Origin of the sequence: Streptomyces sp. NPDC059718 (assembly GCF_042733315.1) — a bacterium.
Classification (GTDB): Bacteria; Actinomycetota; Actinomycetes; order Streptomycetales; family Streptomycetaceae; genus Actinacidiphila.
The window spans coordinates 75,323-91,728 of the sequence record NZ_JBHWGA010000014.1 but is presented as its reverse complement, the minus strand read 5'-3'; the positions used below and the strand labels follow the sequence as shown (position 1 = coordinate 91,728).

General features: G+C 71.1%; 13 protein-coding genes, 1 pseudogene and 1 riboswitch. Of the genes and pseudogenes, 7 read left to right on the top strand and 7 right to left on the bottom strand.

The window, feature by feature from the left end; translation table 11 throughout:
* Positions 1 to 81: 81 nt before the first annotated feature.
* Complete coding sequence (locus ACFV3E_RS18040; RefSeq protein ID WP_500535504.1) at positions 82 to 582, bottom strand: hypothetical protein; 501 nt, start codon at positions 580 to 582, stop codon at positions 82 to 84.
* A gap of 81 nt (positions 583 to 663) precedes the next feature.
* Positions 664 to 2,100 carry a gamma-aminobutyraldehyde dehydrogenase gene (locus ACFV3E_RS18035; protein ID WP_500535503.1) on the bottom strand — a complete coding sequence of 479 codons (1,437 nt, stop codon included), beginning with the start codon at positions 2,098 to 2,100 and terminating at the stop codon, positions 664 to 666.
* Positions 2,101 to 2,278: 178 nt separating this feature from the next.
* On the opposite strand from ACFV3E_RS18035, the gene ACFV3E_RS18030 reads away from it, so the two are divergent.
* From ACFV3E_RS18030 to ACFV3E_RS18010, 5 genes are all read left to right on the top strand, one after another.
* Positions 2,279 to 2,776 (top strand): Lrp/AsnC family transcriptional regulator, encoded by a 498-nt coding sequence (locus ACFV3E_RS18030; RefSeq protein WP_391579073.1) that lies wholly within the window; start codon positions 2,279 to 2,281, stop codon positions 2,774 to 2,776.
* Between the two features lie 2 nt (positions 2,777 to 2,778).
* Positions 2,779 to 4,140 (top strand): aspartate aminotransferase family protein, encoded by a 1,362-nt coding sequence (locus tag ACFV3E_RS18025; protein ID WP_500325737.1) that lies wholly within the window; start codon positions 2,779 to 2,781, stop codon positions 4,138 to 4,140.
* 387 nt (positions 4,141 to 4,527) lie between these two features.
* Positions 4,528 to 5,253 (top strand): ABC transporter ATP-binding protein, encoded by a 726-nt coding sequence (locus tag ACFV3E_RS18020; protein WP_500365965.1) that lies wholly within the window; start codon positions 4,528 to 4,530, stop codon positions 5,251 to 5,253.
* Positions 5,235 to 6,389 carry a hypothetical protein gene (locus ACFV3E_RS18015; protein ID WP_500535502.1) on the top strand — a complete coding sequence of 385 codons (1,155 nt, stop codon included), beginning with the start codon at positions 5,235 to 5,237 and terminating at the stop codon, positions 6,387 to 6,389. The genes ACFV3E_RS18020 and ACFV3E_RS18015 overlap by 19 nt, the downstream gene beginning before the upstream one ends.
* Before the next feature lie 46 nt (positions 6,390 to 6,435).
* Positions 6,436 to 7,548, top strand: a complete 1,113-nt coding sequence (locus tag ACFV3E_RS18010; RefSeq protein WP_500535568.1) for an LOG family protein — start codon at positions 6,436 to 6,438, stop codon at positions 7,546 to 7,548.
* A 601-nt stretch (positions 7,549 to 8,149) separates the two neighbouring features.
* On the opposite strand, the gene ACFV3E_RS18005 is transcribed toward ACFV3E_RS18010, so the two are convergent.
* The 4 genes from ACFV3E_RS18005 to rlmN form a co-directional block, all read right to left on the bottom strand.
* The gene (locus tag ACFV3E_RS18005) at positions 8,150 to 9,175 is read right to left on the bottom strand and encodes an ABC transporter ATP-binding protein (protein WP_500535501.1); all 1,026 of its coding nucleotides are present in this window, start codon (positions 9,173 to 9,175) and stop codon (positions 8,150 to 8,152) included.
* Entirely contained in the window at positions 9,175 to 10,788 is a 1,614-nt protein-coding gene (locus ACFV3E_RS18000; RefSeq protein WP_500535567.1) for an ABC transporter permease, read from the bottom strand. The genes ACFV3E_RS18005 and ACFV3E_RS18000 overlap by 1 nt, the downstream gene beginning before the upstream one ends.
* Positions 10,789 to 10,856: 68 nt before the next feature.
* Positions 10,857 to 11,948, bottom strand: coding sequence for a thiamine ABC transporter substrate-binding protein (locus tag ACFV3E_RS17995; protein WP_500535500.1), 1,092 nt, complete (start codon positions 11,946 to 11,948; stop codon positions 10,857 to 10,859).
* Positions 11,940 to 12,044, bottom strand: a riboswitch (TPP riboswitch). It overlaps the preceding gene by 9 nt.
* 67 nt (positions 12,045 to 12,111) lie before the next feature.
* On the bottom strand, positions 12,112 to 13,218 hold the full coding sequence (rlmN, locus tag ACFV3E_RS17990; RefSeq protein WP_500535499.1) for a dual-specificity RNA methyltransferase RlmN: 1,107 nt from the start codon (positions 13,216 to 13,218) through the stop codon (positions 12,112 to 12,114).
* A 1,295-nt stretch (positions 13,219 to 14,513) separates the two neighbouring features.
* On the opposite strand from rlmN, the gene ACFV3E_RS17985 reads away from it, so the two are divergent.
* Both ACFV3E_RS17985 and ACFV3E_RS17980 read left to right on the top strand, forming a co-directional pair.
* Complete coding sequence (locus ACFV3E_RS17985; RefSeq protein WP_500535498.1) at positions 14,514 to 15,239, top strand: DinB family protein; 726 nt, start codon at positions 14,514 to 14,516, stop codon at positions 15,237 to 15,239.
* Between the two features lie 179 nt (positions 15,240 to 15,418).
* A pseudogene (locus ACFV3E_RS17980) lies at positions 15,419 to 16,025 on the top strand (DUF2637 domain-containing protein).
* Here the strand turns inward: ACFV3E_RS17980 and ACFV3E_RS17975 are convergent.
* Positions 15,922 to 16,404 carry a DUF6578 domain-containing protein gene (locus tag ACFV3E_RS17975; protein WP_500535497.1) on the bottom strand — a complete coding sequence of 161 codons (483 nt, stop codon included), beginning with the start codon at positions 16,402 to 16,404 and terminating at the stop codon, positions 15,922 to 15,924. The pseudogene ACFV3E_RS17980 and the gene ACFV3E_RS17975 sit on opposite strands and share 104 nt — an antisense overlap.
* Between the last annotated feature and the right edge of the window lie 2 nt (positions 16,405 to 16,406).

Here is a 16,406-nt window from a genome sequence, read left to right as displayed (position 1 = left end):
CCGCGCGTTCCTCCGCGGTGATGTCGCGAGCGCCGCGGTCTCCTCGCCGTACGGCCCCGGACCCGGGCAACCGCCGGTCCGTCAGGCGACGGCCGGCTCGACGGGCACGGTGTCGGAGCGCTCCAGTCGCTTGATCATCCGCCGCAGGACGAACAGCGGCACGATGCCGAGGACGCCGAAGGCCATGTCCACGGGCATCCACCACAGCGGCAGGCCGCGCAGCGGGATGCAGATCGCCGCGAGCGGGATGACGCCGACGCAGGCGATCATGGCCCACTCCACGATCCAGATGTTGCGCACCGGGTCGCGCCAGACGCCGTAGAAGGCCACCGCGATCACCAGGTGCGCGAAGGCGAGCCAGTCCGTCCCGTACATCATGAACGGGTACTTCTCGTCGCTGGCGTCGAGTCCCTCCCGTACGTGGGAGATCCAGTCACCGATGGCTCCGGGCAGGCCCCAGCCGTCCACCCACCGCACCTCGTGCACGAGCGGGAACGCGGTGGCGCCGCTCAGCACCAGGCACACGACGAAGACGACCAGCCATGCGCGTATGCGCTGTTCAAGGGCTCTTCGATACTCCATGGAGCGGAGCGTACGCGTACATGCCACGGCCCCGGACACGGGGGCAGGTCCGGGGCCGTGGCGGGCTCGCGCCCTGTGGCGTCAGCCGTCCAGGGACGTCATGACGTGCTTGATGCGGGTGTAGTCCTCGAAGCCGTAGGCGGACAGGTCCTTGCCGTAGCCGGACTTCTTGAACCCGCCGTGCGGCATCTCGGCGACCAGCGGGATGTGGGTGTTGATCCACACGCAGCCGAAGTCGAGGCGCTTGGACATGCGCATCGCACGGGCGTGGTCCTTGGTCCACACCGAGGAGGCGAGGGCGTACTCGACGCCGTTCGCCCACTCCACGGCCTGGTCCTCGTCGGTGAAGGACTGGACGGTGATGACCGGGCCGAAGACCTCGTTCTGGATGATCTCGTCGTCCTGCTTGAGGCCGGAGACGACGGTCGGGGCGTAGAAGAAGCCCTTCTCCCCGACCCGGTGGCCGCCGGCCTCGACCTTGGCGTGCGCCGGGAGGCGCTCGATGAAGCCGGTGACCTGGGCGAGCTGGTTGGCGTTGTTCAGCGGGCCGTACAGCACGTCCTCGTCGTCCGGGGCGCCGGTCTTGGTGTCGGCGGCGGTCTTGGCGAGCTGGGCCACGAACTCGTCGTGGATCGACTCGTGGACCAGGACGCGGGTCGCGGCGGTGCAGTCCTGGCCGGCGTTGAAGTAGCCGGCGACGGCGATGTCCTCGACCGCCTTGGCGATGTCGGTGTCCTGGAAGACCACCACCGGCGCCTTGCCGCCGAGCTCCAGGTGGACCCGCTTGACGTCCTTGGCGGCGCTGGCCGCCACCTGCATGCCGGCCCGGACCGAACCCGTGATGGAGGCCATCGCGGGGGTCTCGTGCTCGACCATCAGGCGGCCCGTCTCGCGGTCGCCGCAGACGACGTTGAAGACGCCCTCGGGCAGGATCCCGCCGATGATCTCGGCGATCAGCACGGTGGAGGCCGGGGTGGTGTCCGAGGGCTTCAGCACGACCGTGTTGCCCGCGGCGATCGCCGGGGCGAACTTCCACACGGCCATCATCATCGGGTAGTTCCACGGAGCGACCTGGGCGCAGACGCCGACCGGCTCACGGCGGATGATCGAGGTCATGCCCTCCATGTACTCGCCGGCCGAACGGCCTTCGAGCATGCGGGCGGCACCCGCGAAGAAGCGGATCTGGTCGACCATCGGAGGGATCTCCTCGCTGGCCGTCAACCCGATCGGCTTGCCGGTGTTCTCGCTCTCGACGGCCACGAGCTCGTCCGCCCGCGCCTCGAAGGCGTCCGCGATCTTCAGCAGCGCCTTCTGGCGCTCGGAGGGCGTCGTGTCGCGCCAGGCCGGGAAGGCGGCCGCCGCGGCGGCCATGGCCGCGTCGACATCGGCGGCGGCGGAGAGCGGGGCGGTCGCGTAGACCTCGCCGGTGGCGGGGTTCACCACGTCGGTGGTGCGCCCGTCGGCGGCGTCGCGGAATTCTCCGTTGATGTGGTTGCGCAAGGTACGGAGCTCGCTCACTGCACCTCTCCCTGTTCCTGGTTCCTGTCCGATGTGTGAGACGAACACCAGCCTACCTGCAGCACTGCCGTATTCGACATAGCCGAAACTCCGAAACAATGGATTCCGTGAGTTTCGAGCCCTCAAACCACGGATTTCATCGATCGGGGGTTGCGTGACGGCTGACCTCTCGTGCAGAGTGGGGTCCGTGGCCACTCGTACTCCGGATCACAGGGGCGCCAACGGTGCCTTCGTGATCGATTCCGTCTCCAAGGCGATCATCGAACAGCTCCAGGAGGACGGCAGGCGTCCGTACGCCGCCATCGGCAAGGCCGTGGGCCTGTCGGAGGCGGCCGTACGGCAGCGCGTCCAGAAGCTGCTCGACCAGGGCGTCATGCAGATCGTCGCCGTCACCGACCCGCTCACGGTGGGGTTCCGGCGACAGGCGATGGTCGGCATCAACGTCGAGGGCGACATCGAACCCGTCGCCGACGCGCTCGCGGAGATGACGGAGGTCGAGTACGTCGTCGTCACCGCGGGCTCCTTCGATCTGCTGATCGAGATCGTCTGCGAGGACGACGACCATCTCCTGGAGACGATCAACAAGCGGATCCGCACGCTGCCCGGCGTGCGGTCCACCGAGAGCTTCGTCTACCTCAAGCTCCGGAAGCAGACCTACACCTGGGGAACCAGATAGCCATGAGCGCGGACCTTTCCAAGACCGCGTACGACCACCTGTGGATGCACTTCACCCGCATGTCGTCGTACGAGAACGCCCCTGTGCCGACCATCGTGCGCGGCGAGGGCACGTACATCTACGACGACAAGGGCAAGCGGTACATCGACGGCCTGGCGGGGCTGTTCGTGGTCAACGCCGGCCACGGCCGCGTGGAGCTCGCCGAGACCGCCTACAAGCAGGCCCAGGAGCTCGCCTTCTTCCCGGTGTGGAGCTACGCCCACCCCAAGGCCGTCGAGCTCGCCGAGCGCCTGGCCGACTACGCCCCCGGCGACCTCAACAAGGTCTTCTTCACCACCGGCGGCGGCGAGGCGGTCGAGACCGCCTGGAAGCTCGCCAAGCAGTACTTCAAGCTCAAGGGCAAGCCGACCAAGTACAAGGTCATCTCGCGCGCCGTCGCCTACCACGGCACCCCGCAGGGCGCCCTGTCCATCACCGGCCTGCCGGGCCTGAAGGCCCCCTTCGAGCCGCTGGTCCCCGGCGCCCACAAGGTGCCCAACACCAACATCTACCGCACCCCGCTCTTCGGCGACGACCCCGAGGCCTTCGGCCGCTGGGCCGCCGACCAGATCGAGCAGGAGATCCTCTTCGAGGGCCCCGACACCGTCGCGGCCGTCTTCCTCGAGCCGGTGCAGAACGCCGGCGGCTGCTTCCCGCCCCCGCCCGGGTACTTCCAGCGGGTCCGCGAGATCTGCGACCAGTACGACGTGCTGCTCGTCTCCGACGAGGTCATCTGCGCCTTCGGCCGCCTGGGCACCATGTTCGGCTGCGACAAGTTCGGCTACGTCCCGGACATGATCACCTGCGCCAAGGGCATGACCTCCGGCTACTCCCCCATCGGCGCGTGCATCATCTCCGACCGCATCGCCGAGCCCTTCTACAAGGGCGACAACACCTTCCTCCACGGCTACACCTTCGGCGGCCACCCGGTCTCGTCGGCGGTCGCCCTGGCCAACTTCGACATCTTCGAGCGCGAGCAGCTCAACCAGCACGTGCTCGACAACGAGGGCGCCTTCCGCGCCACCCTGGAGAAGCTCCACGACCTGCCGATCGTCGGCGACGTCCGCGGCAACGGCTACTTCTACGGCATCGAGCTGGTGAAGGACAAGGCCACCAAGGAGACCTTCACCGACGAGGAGACCGAGCGCGTCCTGTACGGCTTCCTCAGCAAGGCGCTCTTCGAGAACGGCCTCTACTGCCGCGCCGACGACCGCGGCGACCCGGTCGTCCAGCTCGCGCCGCCGCTGATCGCCGACCAGTCGACGTTCGACGAGATCGAGGGCGTCCTGCGCACCGTCCTGACGGAGGCCTGGACCAAGCTCTGATCGGCCTTTCTGATCGGCCTTTTCGAGGCTCGGTTCGCCTCCGGGGCGCTCTCAGCCGATGTTGGGGGCGCCCCCGGCCGCCAGGCCGGGGGCGGTCGATCGTGCTCGGTCCCTCGTTCCTCGGGACCTCCGCGCTCCCCCGGCTACCGCCGGGAGGGGCCCCCACCTTTCGACACCGGCCGCGCCCCTTCGGCTCACTCGCCGAAGCATCCACGGGCCGGGGCACGCACATCGCGTGCCCCGGCCCGTCGGCGTCCGCGGCGGGAACCGTGCTAGTCCGCACGGGTGGCCGCGCCCGGGAAAGCCCGCTCTTAGCCGTGGTCCCGGGCCTTGGGGCGCGTACGGTGCCGCAGTGACCCGGACTCCCCGCGTTCGTTAGAGGCCAACGTGAACCCACCCGACAACGACGTGCTGTGGGCCCGCGGCCTGCGCCACGCGCACGACCGCTCACCCGCTCTGCTCGGCGTGTCACTCGGCGTACGGGAGGGCGAGATCCTCGGCGTCCTCGGCCCGCACGGCGCCGGGAAGACCACCCTGCTGCGCTGCCTGTCCGGTGAGCTGCTCCCCGAGCAGGGCGAGGTGTGGTTCAACAGCTCCCCCGTGCACACCCTGGGCGTGACCGCACGCGAGCGGCTGCGCCGTGAGCGCTTCGGCTGGATCGACAGCAGCCCGCAGCTGCTCCCCGAACTGACCGTCCGGGAGAACGCCGCGCTGCCGCTCCTGCTGTGCGGCGTCCCGTACCGCACGGCGCGCGCCGCCGCGCAGGAGTGGCTGGACCGGCTGGACATCGGCGGGGCCGCCCGCAAGCGTCCCGGCCGGCTGCTGCAGGCCGAGCGGCAGCGGGTGGCGATCGCCCGCGCCCTGGTCAACCGGCCCTCCGTGGTCTTCGCCGACGAACCGACCGCGCCGCTGCACCGCGCGGACCGCGCCCAGGTGCTGCGCATGCTGACCAGCGCCGCCCGCTCGCACGGCATCACCGTGGTGCTCGCCTCCAACGAACCCGAGGTCGTCTCGCTCGCCGACCGGGTGGTCACCCTCGTCGACGGGCGCTTCGTGGCCGGCATGCCTCACCAGGAGCGGGAGGACGCCGACTCGTGCTCAGCCTCCGTGTAGCCCTCGGCTCCCGTCCGGAGGTGCTGTTGCGCCGGCTGCTGGTCGCCGCCGCCGCCGCCGGCACGGGCTTCCTACTGCTCGCCGTCCTCGGGCACGCCCTCGCGCACCCCGAGGACGCCCCGGACGGCCTGGTCCGGCTGCTCTGGTGCGCCGTGCCGTTCGCCGCCACCGTCCACCTGTCGGTGCTCGTGGCCCGTACGGAGCCGAGCGGACGGCTGCGCGCGGGCCTGGCCTCGGCCGGGCTCGGCCGGCACGGGCTGCCCCTGCTGGCCGCGGCGAGCTCCGCCCTGAACTGCGGCCTGGGCGTGCTGATCGCGCTCCTGGGCTTCCTCTTCCTGCGCGGTGAGCTGCCCGGCCCGCACCTCGGCGGTGCCGCCGAGGCGCTGGGCGCGGACCGGGAACTCCCGTTCGCGGGCGCGGTGACCCTGCTGGCCTCACTGCCGCTGGCCGCGGCGGTCTCGGCCGCGGTCGTGCTGCGGCCACGGCGCTCCCGTGGGGACGAGACCGCCGTCCGCGAGGGCGGGGCGCCGTCCGGACTGCCGTGGGGGGCCGCGCTCGTGGCGATCGGCCTCGCCGTGCAGATCTCCTCGGCCGGGGACGGCGGCGCCCCGGGGCCCGACGGCGCACTCCCGCTGCCCGGCGGTCTCGGCCATGCCGCTCCGGCCGTCGTCGGCGGCTGGCTGCTGACGGCCACGGGCATGGTGCTGGCCATGCCGGGCCTCGTCCACCTGTGCGGACGGCTGCTGGCGGCGTACCGGCCGGGTGCCCTGCGGCTCCTCGCGGGTCGTGCCCTCCAGGAGGAGGCGACGCTCGTGGGCCGTCCGCTGGGCGCGCTGTGCGCGGTGGCCGCCACCGCGCTCGCCGGCAGCGACCGGTTCGGCGCCGTGGCGCACCCCGTCGGACCGCTCACCGTGCTGGGCGCCGTCCTCGTCGTCCTGTCGGCGGTCGCGACCGCCCTCACCGCGACCGTGGACGCCAAGCGCGCCCGCCGTCCGGCCACCGCCGCCCTCAGCCGGCTCGGCACACCCGCCGCGCTGCTGCGCAACGCGGCCGCCGTGCGCGCCCTCGCGGTCCTCGGCGTCGTGCTCCCGCTGACCCTGCTCATCGCCCACCTGGGCGCACTGCCGCTGCCGTAGTGCCGTGCGGAGCCCCGCGGCGGCGGCCCCCGCCGCGGGCGCTAGGGTGGCGGCCGTGCTGTCGCCGAACGATCACGAGATAGAGACCCTGGAGGAGTTCGACCGCGTCGCCGCGTCGGGCTCGCTGCGCGGACACCGCGTCCAGTCGGTCGACCTGACGACCCGTACGCCCGCCCTGATGTCCGCCGACACGACCGAGGCCGTGTTCCTGGGCTGCCCGATGGAGCCGGAGGCGGCCGCCCACGTCCGCGCCGGCGGCGCCATGGTCTTCCCGCCCGTCCCGGACCTGCCCTTCGATCCGTACCGGGGCTCCCTCTACGGCCCCGACGCGCTGTACGAGGGCCTTGACGCCGGCGGCTACGAGGCGACGCCGGACGCCCGCGGCTACCAGTGGTTCCTGCGCACCCGGGGCAGCGGCGACATCTACGCTTCGATGCTCCGCAGCATCCACGACGACGCCGTCTCCGACGCCTTCGACGAACTCGTCGCGGACGCCCGCGTCGTGGGCGTCATGGGCGGTCACGCCATGGAGCGCGGCACGGAGGCGTACGCGGGCGCCGCCCGCCTCGGCCGGGCGCTGGCCCGCGAGGGCCTGAGCGTGGCCACGGGCGGCGGGCCCGGCGCCATGGAGGCGGCCAACCTCGGCGCCTACGCCGCGCCCTTCGGCGACGCGATGCTCGTCGAGGCCCTGGAGACGGTGGCCAAGGTCCCCTCCTTCCGCCCGTCCATCACGGACTGGGCGCGCACCGCCTTCGACGTGCGCGACCGCTGGCCCGGCGGCGGCGCCTCCATCGGCGTGCCGACGTGGTTCTACGGCCACGAGCCGCCGAACGCCTTCGCCGCGCACATCGCCAAGTACTTCGCCAACGCCACCCGCGAGGACGGCCTGCTGGCCCGCTGCACCGCCGGGGTCGTCTTCCTGCCGGGCGCCGCGGGCACCGTCCAGGAGATCTTCGACAACACCACGCCGAACTACTACGAGTCCAACGGCGCCCCCCGCCCCATGGTGCTGGTCGACCGGGACCACTGGACCCGGCGCCTGCCGGCGTGGCCCCTTCTCCAGGCGCTGGCGGAAGGCCGCTCCATGGAGCAGCGCATCGTGCTCGTCGACTCCGTCGAGGACGCCCCGGAGGCCCTGGCACGCCTGACGCGGGGTTAGCCCGTACTCCGCCGGCTGTCCCGCCGGCTCGCGCCCTTCGGGCGCACAGCGGCGGGCTGCGGAGGGGAGAGTGGGGCGCAGCCCTGTCCGCAGGGTGCGGGTGGACGGGTGGCCGGGGTTCAAGCGCCGGAGCGGGACCGGTTGTTCGTACGGTCCCGGTCTCGTTGCCGTCCGCGGGTGCAGATGGCCGGTGACCACGCCCACCCTTCGTGGGTGGCGCGCCGCCGTAACCCGCGACTGCGGGTGATTCCCCCGCAACGGGTCCACTTCCGACGTCCATACCGACGAAAGCGCGCCCGGTCTCCCGCCGACCGCCCGGCAGCGCCCGAAGCACCCGCAGACGCCGGTAGCGGCGGGCGCCACCACCAGCAGTAGGCGTGGCAACCGGCCATCTGCACCCGCGGACGGCAACGAGACCGAGGCCAACGGAAAGGCAAGCCGCTCCGGCGCCTGAACCCCGGCCACCCACCCGCACACCGCGGAGGAGAGCCCCCACCCTCCCCTCCGCAGCCAGCCGCTTCGCGCCCGCAGGGCGCGAGACGACGGGACAGCCGAACAGCCCACCAGCGCGCCCCGAAGGCCCCCCGGTGCTCAACGGGGCCTACCCGCCCAGGACCACGACCTCGTCCGCCGTGAAGGAGACGCCGACCGTGTCGCCCTCGGCGGGGGCGTCGCGCAGGGCGCAGCCGGCCTCCAGCGGGGGGCCTTCCTCGGGGCGCAGGAGGAGGGTGACCTGGTCGCCGCGGAAGGTACGCGCGAGCACGTCGCAGCGCAGCCCGTCGGCGGGCGGGACGAGCCGTACGCCGGCGGGCCGGACGAGCAGCCGCCCGGCGCCCTGCGGGGAGCCCGGGGGGACGGGGACCTTGCCCCAGGCGGTGTCGGCGGCGTCGCCGGTGACGGTGGCGGCCACCACGTTGTCGAAGCCGAGGAAGCGGGCGACGAACTCGGAGTCGGGCCGCTGCCACACCTCCAGCGGGGTGCCGGCCTGCTCGACCCGGCCGTCGCGCATGACGACGACGCGGTCGGCCAGCGCGAAGGCCTCGCTCTGGTCGTGCGTGACGGCCAGCACCGTGGTGCCCAGCCGCCGGAAGAGCCCGCGCAACTCGACCACCAGGCGCTCGCGCAGGCCCCGGTCGAGCTGGCCGAGCGGCTCGTCGAGCATGAGCAGCCGCGGCCCGGGTGCCAGGGCCCGGGCCAGGGCGACGCGCTGCTGCTCACCGCCGGACAGGGACGCGACGGCGCGCCGCTGCGCGCCGGGCAGACCCACGAGCTCCAGCAACTCCTGGACCGTGCGCTCCCGTTCGGCGCGTCCCGCGCCGCGCATGCGCAGACCGAAGTCGACGTTCCCGGCGACGTCGCGCTGCGGGAAGAGCTGGTGGTCCTGGAACATCAGGCCCACCCCACGCCGGTGCGCGGGAACCCCCGCCTGGTCGCGGCCGGCCAGCAGGACGCGCCCGGCGTCCAGCGGCTGCAGCCCGGCGACGGCCCGCAGCAGCGTGGACTTCCCGCTGCCGCTGGGCCCGAGCACGCACACCGTCTCGTGCTCGGCGACCTCCAGGCCGACGGCGTCCAGGGCGGTGTGCCCGGCGAAGCGCACGGTGGCGCCGTCCAGTCGCAGCAGGGTCATCAGAACTCCCCGGACCTGTCGATGCGGATACGTTCCAGCGCCAGCAGCGCCCCCGCGCACACCAGCATCAGCACGGTGCTGAGCGCCATCGCCTGGCCGTAGTTGAGCTCTCCGGCACGCCCCAGGAAGCGGGCGACCGCGACCGGGAGGGTGGGGTTGTCGGGGCGGGCGATGAAGACGGTGGCCCCGAACTCGCCCAGGGACACGGCGAAGGCGAAGCCGGCTGCCACCAGCAGCGCCCGCCGCACCAGGGGAAGGTCGACCTCGCGCCACACCCGCAGCGGGGAGGCGCCGAGCACCGCCGCCGCCTCGCGCAGCCGGTCGTCCACGGCACGCAGCACCGGCAGCATGGTGCGCACCACGAAGGGCACGCCGACCAGCGCCTGCGCGAGCGGCACGAGGATCCACGAGGAGCGCAGGTCCAGCGGCGGCTCGTCGAGGGTGATGAGGAAGCCGAAGCCGATGGTCACCGCCGAGGTGCCGAGCGGCAGCATGAGCAGGGCGTCGAAGCCCCGTACGAGGCGCCCGGCCCGCCGGGTGAGGGCGGCCGCGGCCAACCCGCCGACGACCAGGGCGATCGCGGTGGCGGCGGCCGCGTACTGCAGCGAGTTCCAGACCGCGGCGACGGGCGCCACCAGGAAGGTCCCGCCGCTGCCGGCCACCGAGCCCAGCGCCCGGTAGTAGCCGAGGCCGTAGCCGTCAGGCCCGTGCAGCGAGCGCTCGGCCAGCACAGCCAGCGGCAGCAGGATCAGCAGCGCTGCCACGCCGAGCGCGCCCGCGAGCAGCCCCCACTCACCGGCGCCGCGCGGCCGGCGCGCGGTGCGGGCCGGGTCCACCAGCCGCAGCGCGCTCTCCCTGCGCCGTACGGTCCCGGCGTGCACGGCGAGGATCGCCGCGACGGCGGCGAACTGGACGATCGTCAGCACGGCCGCCGTCGGCAGGTCCAGCAACTGCGCGGTCTCGCGGTAGATCTCCACCTCCAGGGTGGAGAAGGTGGGGCCGCCGAGGATCTGGATCACGCCGAAGGAGGTGAAGGTGAAGAGGAAGACCATCAGCGCGGCCGCGGCGACCGCGGGGGCGAGGGCGGGCAGCGTCACCCTGCGCCAGGCCGCGAGGCGTCCCGCGCCGAGGACCCGCGCGGCCTCCTCCTGCCGGGGGTCCAGCTGTGCCCACAGCCCGCCCACGGTCCGTACGACCACGGCGTAGTTGAAGAAGACGTGCGCGAGGAGGATCGCCCAGACCGTGGTGTCCAGGCGCACGCCCCACAGTTCGTCGAGCAGCCCGCCGCGCCCCAGCAGCGCGAGGAAGGCCGAGCCGACGACCACCGTCGGCAGCACGAAGGGCACGGTCACCACCGCGCGCAGCACCTGCTTGCCGGGGAAGTCGAAGCGGGCGAAGACGTACGCGCCGGGCAGCGCGATCGCCAGGGTGAGCGCGGTGGAGGCGGCCGCCTGCCAGCAGGTGAACCACAGCATGTGGACGATGTCGGGCTCGCCCAGCACCTCCGCGAACCGGCCGAACCGCCACCGCCCGCCCTCGCGGAGCCCGCGGGCGACGATGGCGGCGACCGGGTAGCCGAAGAACAGCCCGAAGAACGCGACCGGCACGGCCATCAGGCCCAGCCGTACGGCGAGCGGCCGGACGGCCGCCGCCCCGGTGCGCGTCCCCTCGGCGGTCTTCGTTACTTCAGCACGAGCGAGGACCACGACTTGACCCACTGCTCCCGGTTCCCGGCGATCTTCTCCGGGGCGACGGTGGCCGGTTCGCTGATGACCGGCGCGTACTTGGTGAAGACCTCGGGCAGCTTCGCGTCGCCGCGGGCGGGGTTGACGAACATGTTGAGCGGCATGTCCTCCTGGAAGGCGCGGCTCAGCAGGAAGTCGACGAGCGCCTTGCCGCCCTCGGTGTTCTTCGCGCCCTTCAGCAGGCCGGCGAACTCCACCTGCCGGAAGCAGGTACCGGTCGCGACACCGGTCGGCCCCTGCTCGGGCTGCGTCTTCAGACCGAGCACCTCGGCGGGCGGGCTTGAGGCGTACGAGACGACCAGCGGCTTGTCGCCCTTGCCACCGCCGGCGCCGGAGAAGGTGTCGTAGTACGCCTGCTCCCAGCCGTCGACGACCTGGACGCCGTTGGCCTTGAGCTTCTTCCAGTAGTCCTCCCAGCCCCCGTCGCCGTACGTCGCGGTGGTGGCGAGGAGGAAGGCGAGACCCGGGGAGGAGGTGGCGGCGTTCTCGGTGACCAGCAGGTCCTTGTACTCGGGCTTGACGAGGTCGTCGAAGCTCTCCGGCACGGGGAGCTTGTGCTCGGTGAAGTACTTCCGGTCGTAGTTGACGCAGACGTCGCCGAAGTCGATCGGGGTGACGCGGTGCTCCGCGGCGTCCAACTGCAGTGCCGCGGGCACCTTGTCGAGGTCCTTGGCCTCGTACGGCTCGAACAGGTCGTTGTCCAGGGCCCGGGACAGCAGGGTGTTGTCGACGCCGAAGAAGACGTCGCCCTGCGGGTTGCCCTTGGACAGCACGGCCTGGTTGACCGCGGCACCGGCGTCGCCGCCGCGCAGCACCTTGACGGTGTAGCCGGTCTGCTCGGTGAACGCCTTCAGCACGTCCTTCGACGCGGCGAAGGAGTCGTGGCTGACGAGGGTGACGGTCTTGGAGGCGGTGCCGCCCTTCCCTTTGGCGGTGTCCCCGCCGTCGCTGCCGCAGGCGGCGAGCGCGGTCGCGCCGAGCGCGACGATGAGGACGGTGCCGGCCGCACGCCGACGGATGGTGCTCATGTGGTGACTCCCTACGCCGGTATGACCCGGATCAGGTCCGAGGGTCTGCGGCCGTGCCGCACTCTCAGCGCTTTCCGCGCTCCCCTGTCGGATGTTCTTTTGTGTGCTGTGCGTGGCGTCGCGGCAAACGGCCGCAAACGACCGTCACCCTAGCAAGCGCGGATCAGCGCTCGGAAGCCGCCAGCTGCCCGCAGGCGCCGTCGATCTCCTGCCCCCGGGTGTCCCGGACGGTCACCGGCACGCCGTGCGCCTCCAGCGCCGCGACGAACGCCCGCTCGTCCTCGGGCCGCGAGGCCGTCCACTTCGAGCCGGGGGTCGGGTTGAGCGGGATCAGGTTGACGTGCACGCGGCGGCGCTTGAGCAGCCGGCCCAGCAGGTCCGCCCGCCACGCCTGGTCGTTGATGTCCCGGATCAGCGCGTACTCGATCGAGACCCGGCGCCCGGACACGTCCGCGTAGTGCCACGCGGCGTCCAGCACCTCGCGCACCTTCCAGCGGGTGTTCACCGGCACCAGGGTGTCGCGCAGCTCGTCGTCGGGCGCGTGCAGCGACACCGCGAGCCGGCACTTGAAGCCCTCGTCGGCGAAGCGCAGCATCGCCGGGACCAGGCCCACCGTCGACACGGTGATGCCCCGCTGGGACAGCCCCAGCCCGTCCGGCTCCGGATCGGTCAGCCGGCGGATGGCGCCGACGACACGCTTGTAGTTCGCGAGCGGCTCGCCCATGCCCATGAACACGATGTTCGACAGCCGCGCCGGACCGCCCGGGATCTCCCCGTCCCGCAGCGAGCGCATGCCCGCCACGATCTGGTGCACGATCTCCCCGGTCGACAGGTTCCGGTCCAGCCCGGCCTGGCCGGTGGCGCAGAACGGGCAGTTCATGCCGCAGCCCGCCTGCGAGCTGATGCACATCGTCACCCGGTCCGGGTATCGCATCAGCACCGACTCGACCAGGGTGCCGTCGAACAGCCGCCACAGCGTCTTGCGCGTGGTGTCGTTGTCCGTGCTGCTGTGCCGCACCACCGACATCAGGTCCGGCAGCAGCCCCTCCGCCAGCTTCCCCCGCACCGCCGCCGGGATGTCCGTCCACGCGGCGGGGTCATCGGCGTAGCGCGCGAAGTAGTGCTGCGACAGCTGCTTGGCGCGGAACGGCTTCTCCCCCAGCTCCGCGACCGCCTCCCGGCGCTCCTCGGGCGAAAGATCGGCAAGGTGCCGCGGCGGCTTCTTGACTCCGCGCGGCGCGACGAATGTGAGTTCTCCGGGTGCAGGCATGGTTCATCCAGTGTCGCAGATCGATTCGGCGCCCCCAGGTCAGATGGGTGAGGGGCCTGTCACGTTGGGGTGTCCTCTGTCAACGTCGGCCAACCTTCCACGGCCCAGGGACGGCCCGGCCTTCGCCTCTGGGCGTTCCACCGTCTGACTGCCGGAGGCGGTATCGCTCCAGGAGCTTTCACGGCCCCAGGACAACCCGGGAAGCGCGCTCGTGTCATCCCACGGTGCAGGCGTAAGGCTGCGGACGGGCAGCGACTTCATCACGGACCGTTACAGCGCGGCAGCATTCAGGACAAATTCGATTCGGCACGTCCACACGGTCTTGCAGTCGCACGTATTGACTCGCCCCAGAGCATGATCCTATTGTGCGCCTTACGCGGCCGTGACCGAAGACGACAAAGCGAACCGGTTCCCGATTGACGCCGCAATCCGAGTAAGCGGGGGGACATTGTGGGCGTGCTGCTGTCATATCTATTTCTCTTCCTTGTTGAATGCGGCTTGATGATTCTCCAGGCAGTCGGCATATACCTGCTTCTACTGGGCACGGCCTTGCTCATCTCGCACTTCATCGCCGCGCGGAGAAATCGGGTCGATGGCCGATTTTCGAAAGTTGGACCGATTGCGTCGTGCATATTTGGCGGCGTTGGCTTCTGCTTGCTGGCTTCCGCTTCCGCAGCACTCTTCTTCGGGAAGGAATGGGGCCTTTTCGATAGCTGGGCGATATAGACCCACATCGCTGACCCGCGCCGGCAACTGCCGGCCGCAGGACAAGCCCCAACGACTGCGTCGAGACCGCCGCGATCTTGAAGACCTTGCAGCCCCAGTTTGAAAGACTGAGGCTGCGAACCCGGCCTCATCTCGGGGACGCTGACCTGCGGCAAAGCGACCCCGTCACCGCTGTTCCCCGCGGGTCCCCGTTCGGCACCGCCTCGCCTGGCACGGCTGTGGCACGCCCGATCCCCTCGATGCGAACCATGGGCGTGACCGTTGCTGGTCTACCGGGCGGGTCAGTCGGCCGCCCGGGTCTGGTGGCGGTCAGTGGTTGACGCGGTGGTTGCTGTAATCCGCTGCTGTACGGCTATGTTCTGCGCCCCAGAGCTACAAGATCGGGCAACAGCATGAGGAACCCGATCAAGACCCAGCCTCCGCCAACGATTCGGAGCGTTCTCGGCGTCGCCGTCCCCGTGTACGGCATCCGTCGCGCGACCATGTGGAAGAACCTTTCGGCCGCACCCCACAGGTTCAGCGCGCCCGGGGATGCTGGCTTGTCGGTGCTCGGACCTAGTATGCGGAGCATGACGCGGTATGTTGACGAGGATCTGCACGGTGCGGAGTTCCGCGAGTGCGATCTGACCGGGGCACGGCTGATCGGCGTCGTCATGCAGGATGCCGTGATCGACGGGCTCATCACCAACCTCGTGGTGAACGGTGTCGAGGTCACCGAGTACGTCGAGGCAGAGCTCGACCGGCGTCATCCGGTGCGGGTGCTGATCCGCTCCGAGGACCCGGCCGATCTGCGCGAGGCATCGCGTCAGCTCCATGCCGGCTGGGCCGCCACGATCGAGCGAATCCGCCGTACGCCCGGCATCGAGCGCCGCAGCGTGAACGACGAGTGGTCGGCGGTGCAGACGATGCGCCACCTGGTCTTCGTCCACGACTCGTGGTTCCGCCGCTGCTGCCTGGGCTCGACGGAGCTGTTCACGCCGATGGGCATCGGGACGACCGTCGAGCCCTACCGTGGAGCGCACGGGCTTGACCTCTCGCTCGATCCGGCCCTCGACGAGATCGTGAGGGTGCGTGACGCACAGGTCGCCGAGCTTGAGACTTGGCTCGACGAGGTCACCGCTGTGCAGCTCGCAGCACGAGCGCCGGTGCCCGACGACGATGTCTGGCCGCCGTACGCCCGGGGCCGCTTGGTGCGGCAGTGCCTCGGCACGGTGCTCAACGAGACCTTCGAGCACCACGGCTTCTGCGTCCGCGACCTCGACCTGATCGAGGCACAGGACGCTACAGGACGCTGAGTAGGGCCGGCTACGGACTCGAGCCAGCCGTGGGGTCTTGCCATTGTCGGCAGTCGTCAAGCATGACCCGGCGCAAGCCTCAACCGAGCTCCGACAGGCTTCAGAGAGCAGGGGGCCTGTACGTCATGGCTCGGTCGACGACCTGCTCCGCGGTCAGCGCAGGGTCGAAGTCCCAGAAGATGTGGTCCGAGATGTGCGGGCACCGCAGTCCACGCTCCAAGGCTGTCAGGAGCTCAGACGCCCATCTGCATGACCTCGCTGCCGCAGCCGGACAAGACGGCTGGAAAGCCTGGGGCCTACCCCGTCTCCGTGGATCTGCTCCTGGTCGCCGCCTGGCGCAAGCTACGCACCCTTCGTCCCAGTGGGGAGCCGGTCCGGGCCGCGTGGTTCTGGTTCGCCATCGCCCTGACCGCCTCACTCGGTGCCAACATCGCTACCGCTGGACTCCTCGACCTGGAGCACGTGCCGGACTGGCTGAGCATTCTCCTGGCGGGCTGGCCCGCACTGGCCTTCCTTGGCGGCACCCTCCTCGCGCACTCCCCAAGTCCCGCCCTCGAACGCCAGGAAACCCCGGCTGCCGACGCGACCGAGACGACCAGCGTCGAACGCGCCCCAACTCCGGGAGGACGGACCGCAGCTGGTTCAGGGCCATCGACCTCGCGCATCTCTACAACGGGCGCTCCTACGTTGCCTTCGGGTCCCTGTTCGGTGTCCGCGACACCACCTCCTTCTGGTCCGCGGCTCTGGCCGGCTCGGTCAATGAGGCGTCTTCCGACACATCTGTGACGCGCCGGGCGGTCACCAAGTAGCCCGCGAATTGCACGTCTGGCCGGACCTCCGCCCACCCGTCCGCTTTCCTGACAGGAACCAGTACGGTTGTGCCCGGCACCGGGTAGTACTCGTTGGCCGTGCCGCGTGGGGGGACCTCGTAACGGCAGTGCACCTCGGCGATCGTCAGCGCCTCCAACGAGGTGGGCGCGTGCTCCTCCCCCCGGCCGTGATGCTCCTCGCGGAAGTCGATCCCAGTTGCACGTTCGCCACCGACGACGTCTGCGTAGTCCTCCGGATCGACCTCCAGCAACTTCCACGAGACAACATCTCCTGGCGCGAAGTCCTGCCCGCAGCACTGGATCTGCCAGTCATCGACCCAAATTGTCAGCGTCATGC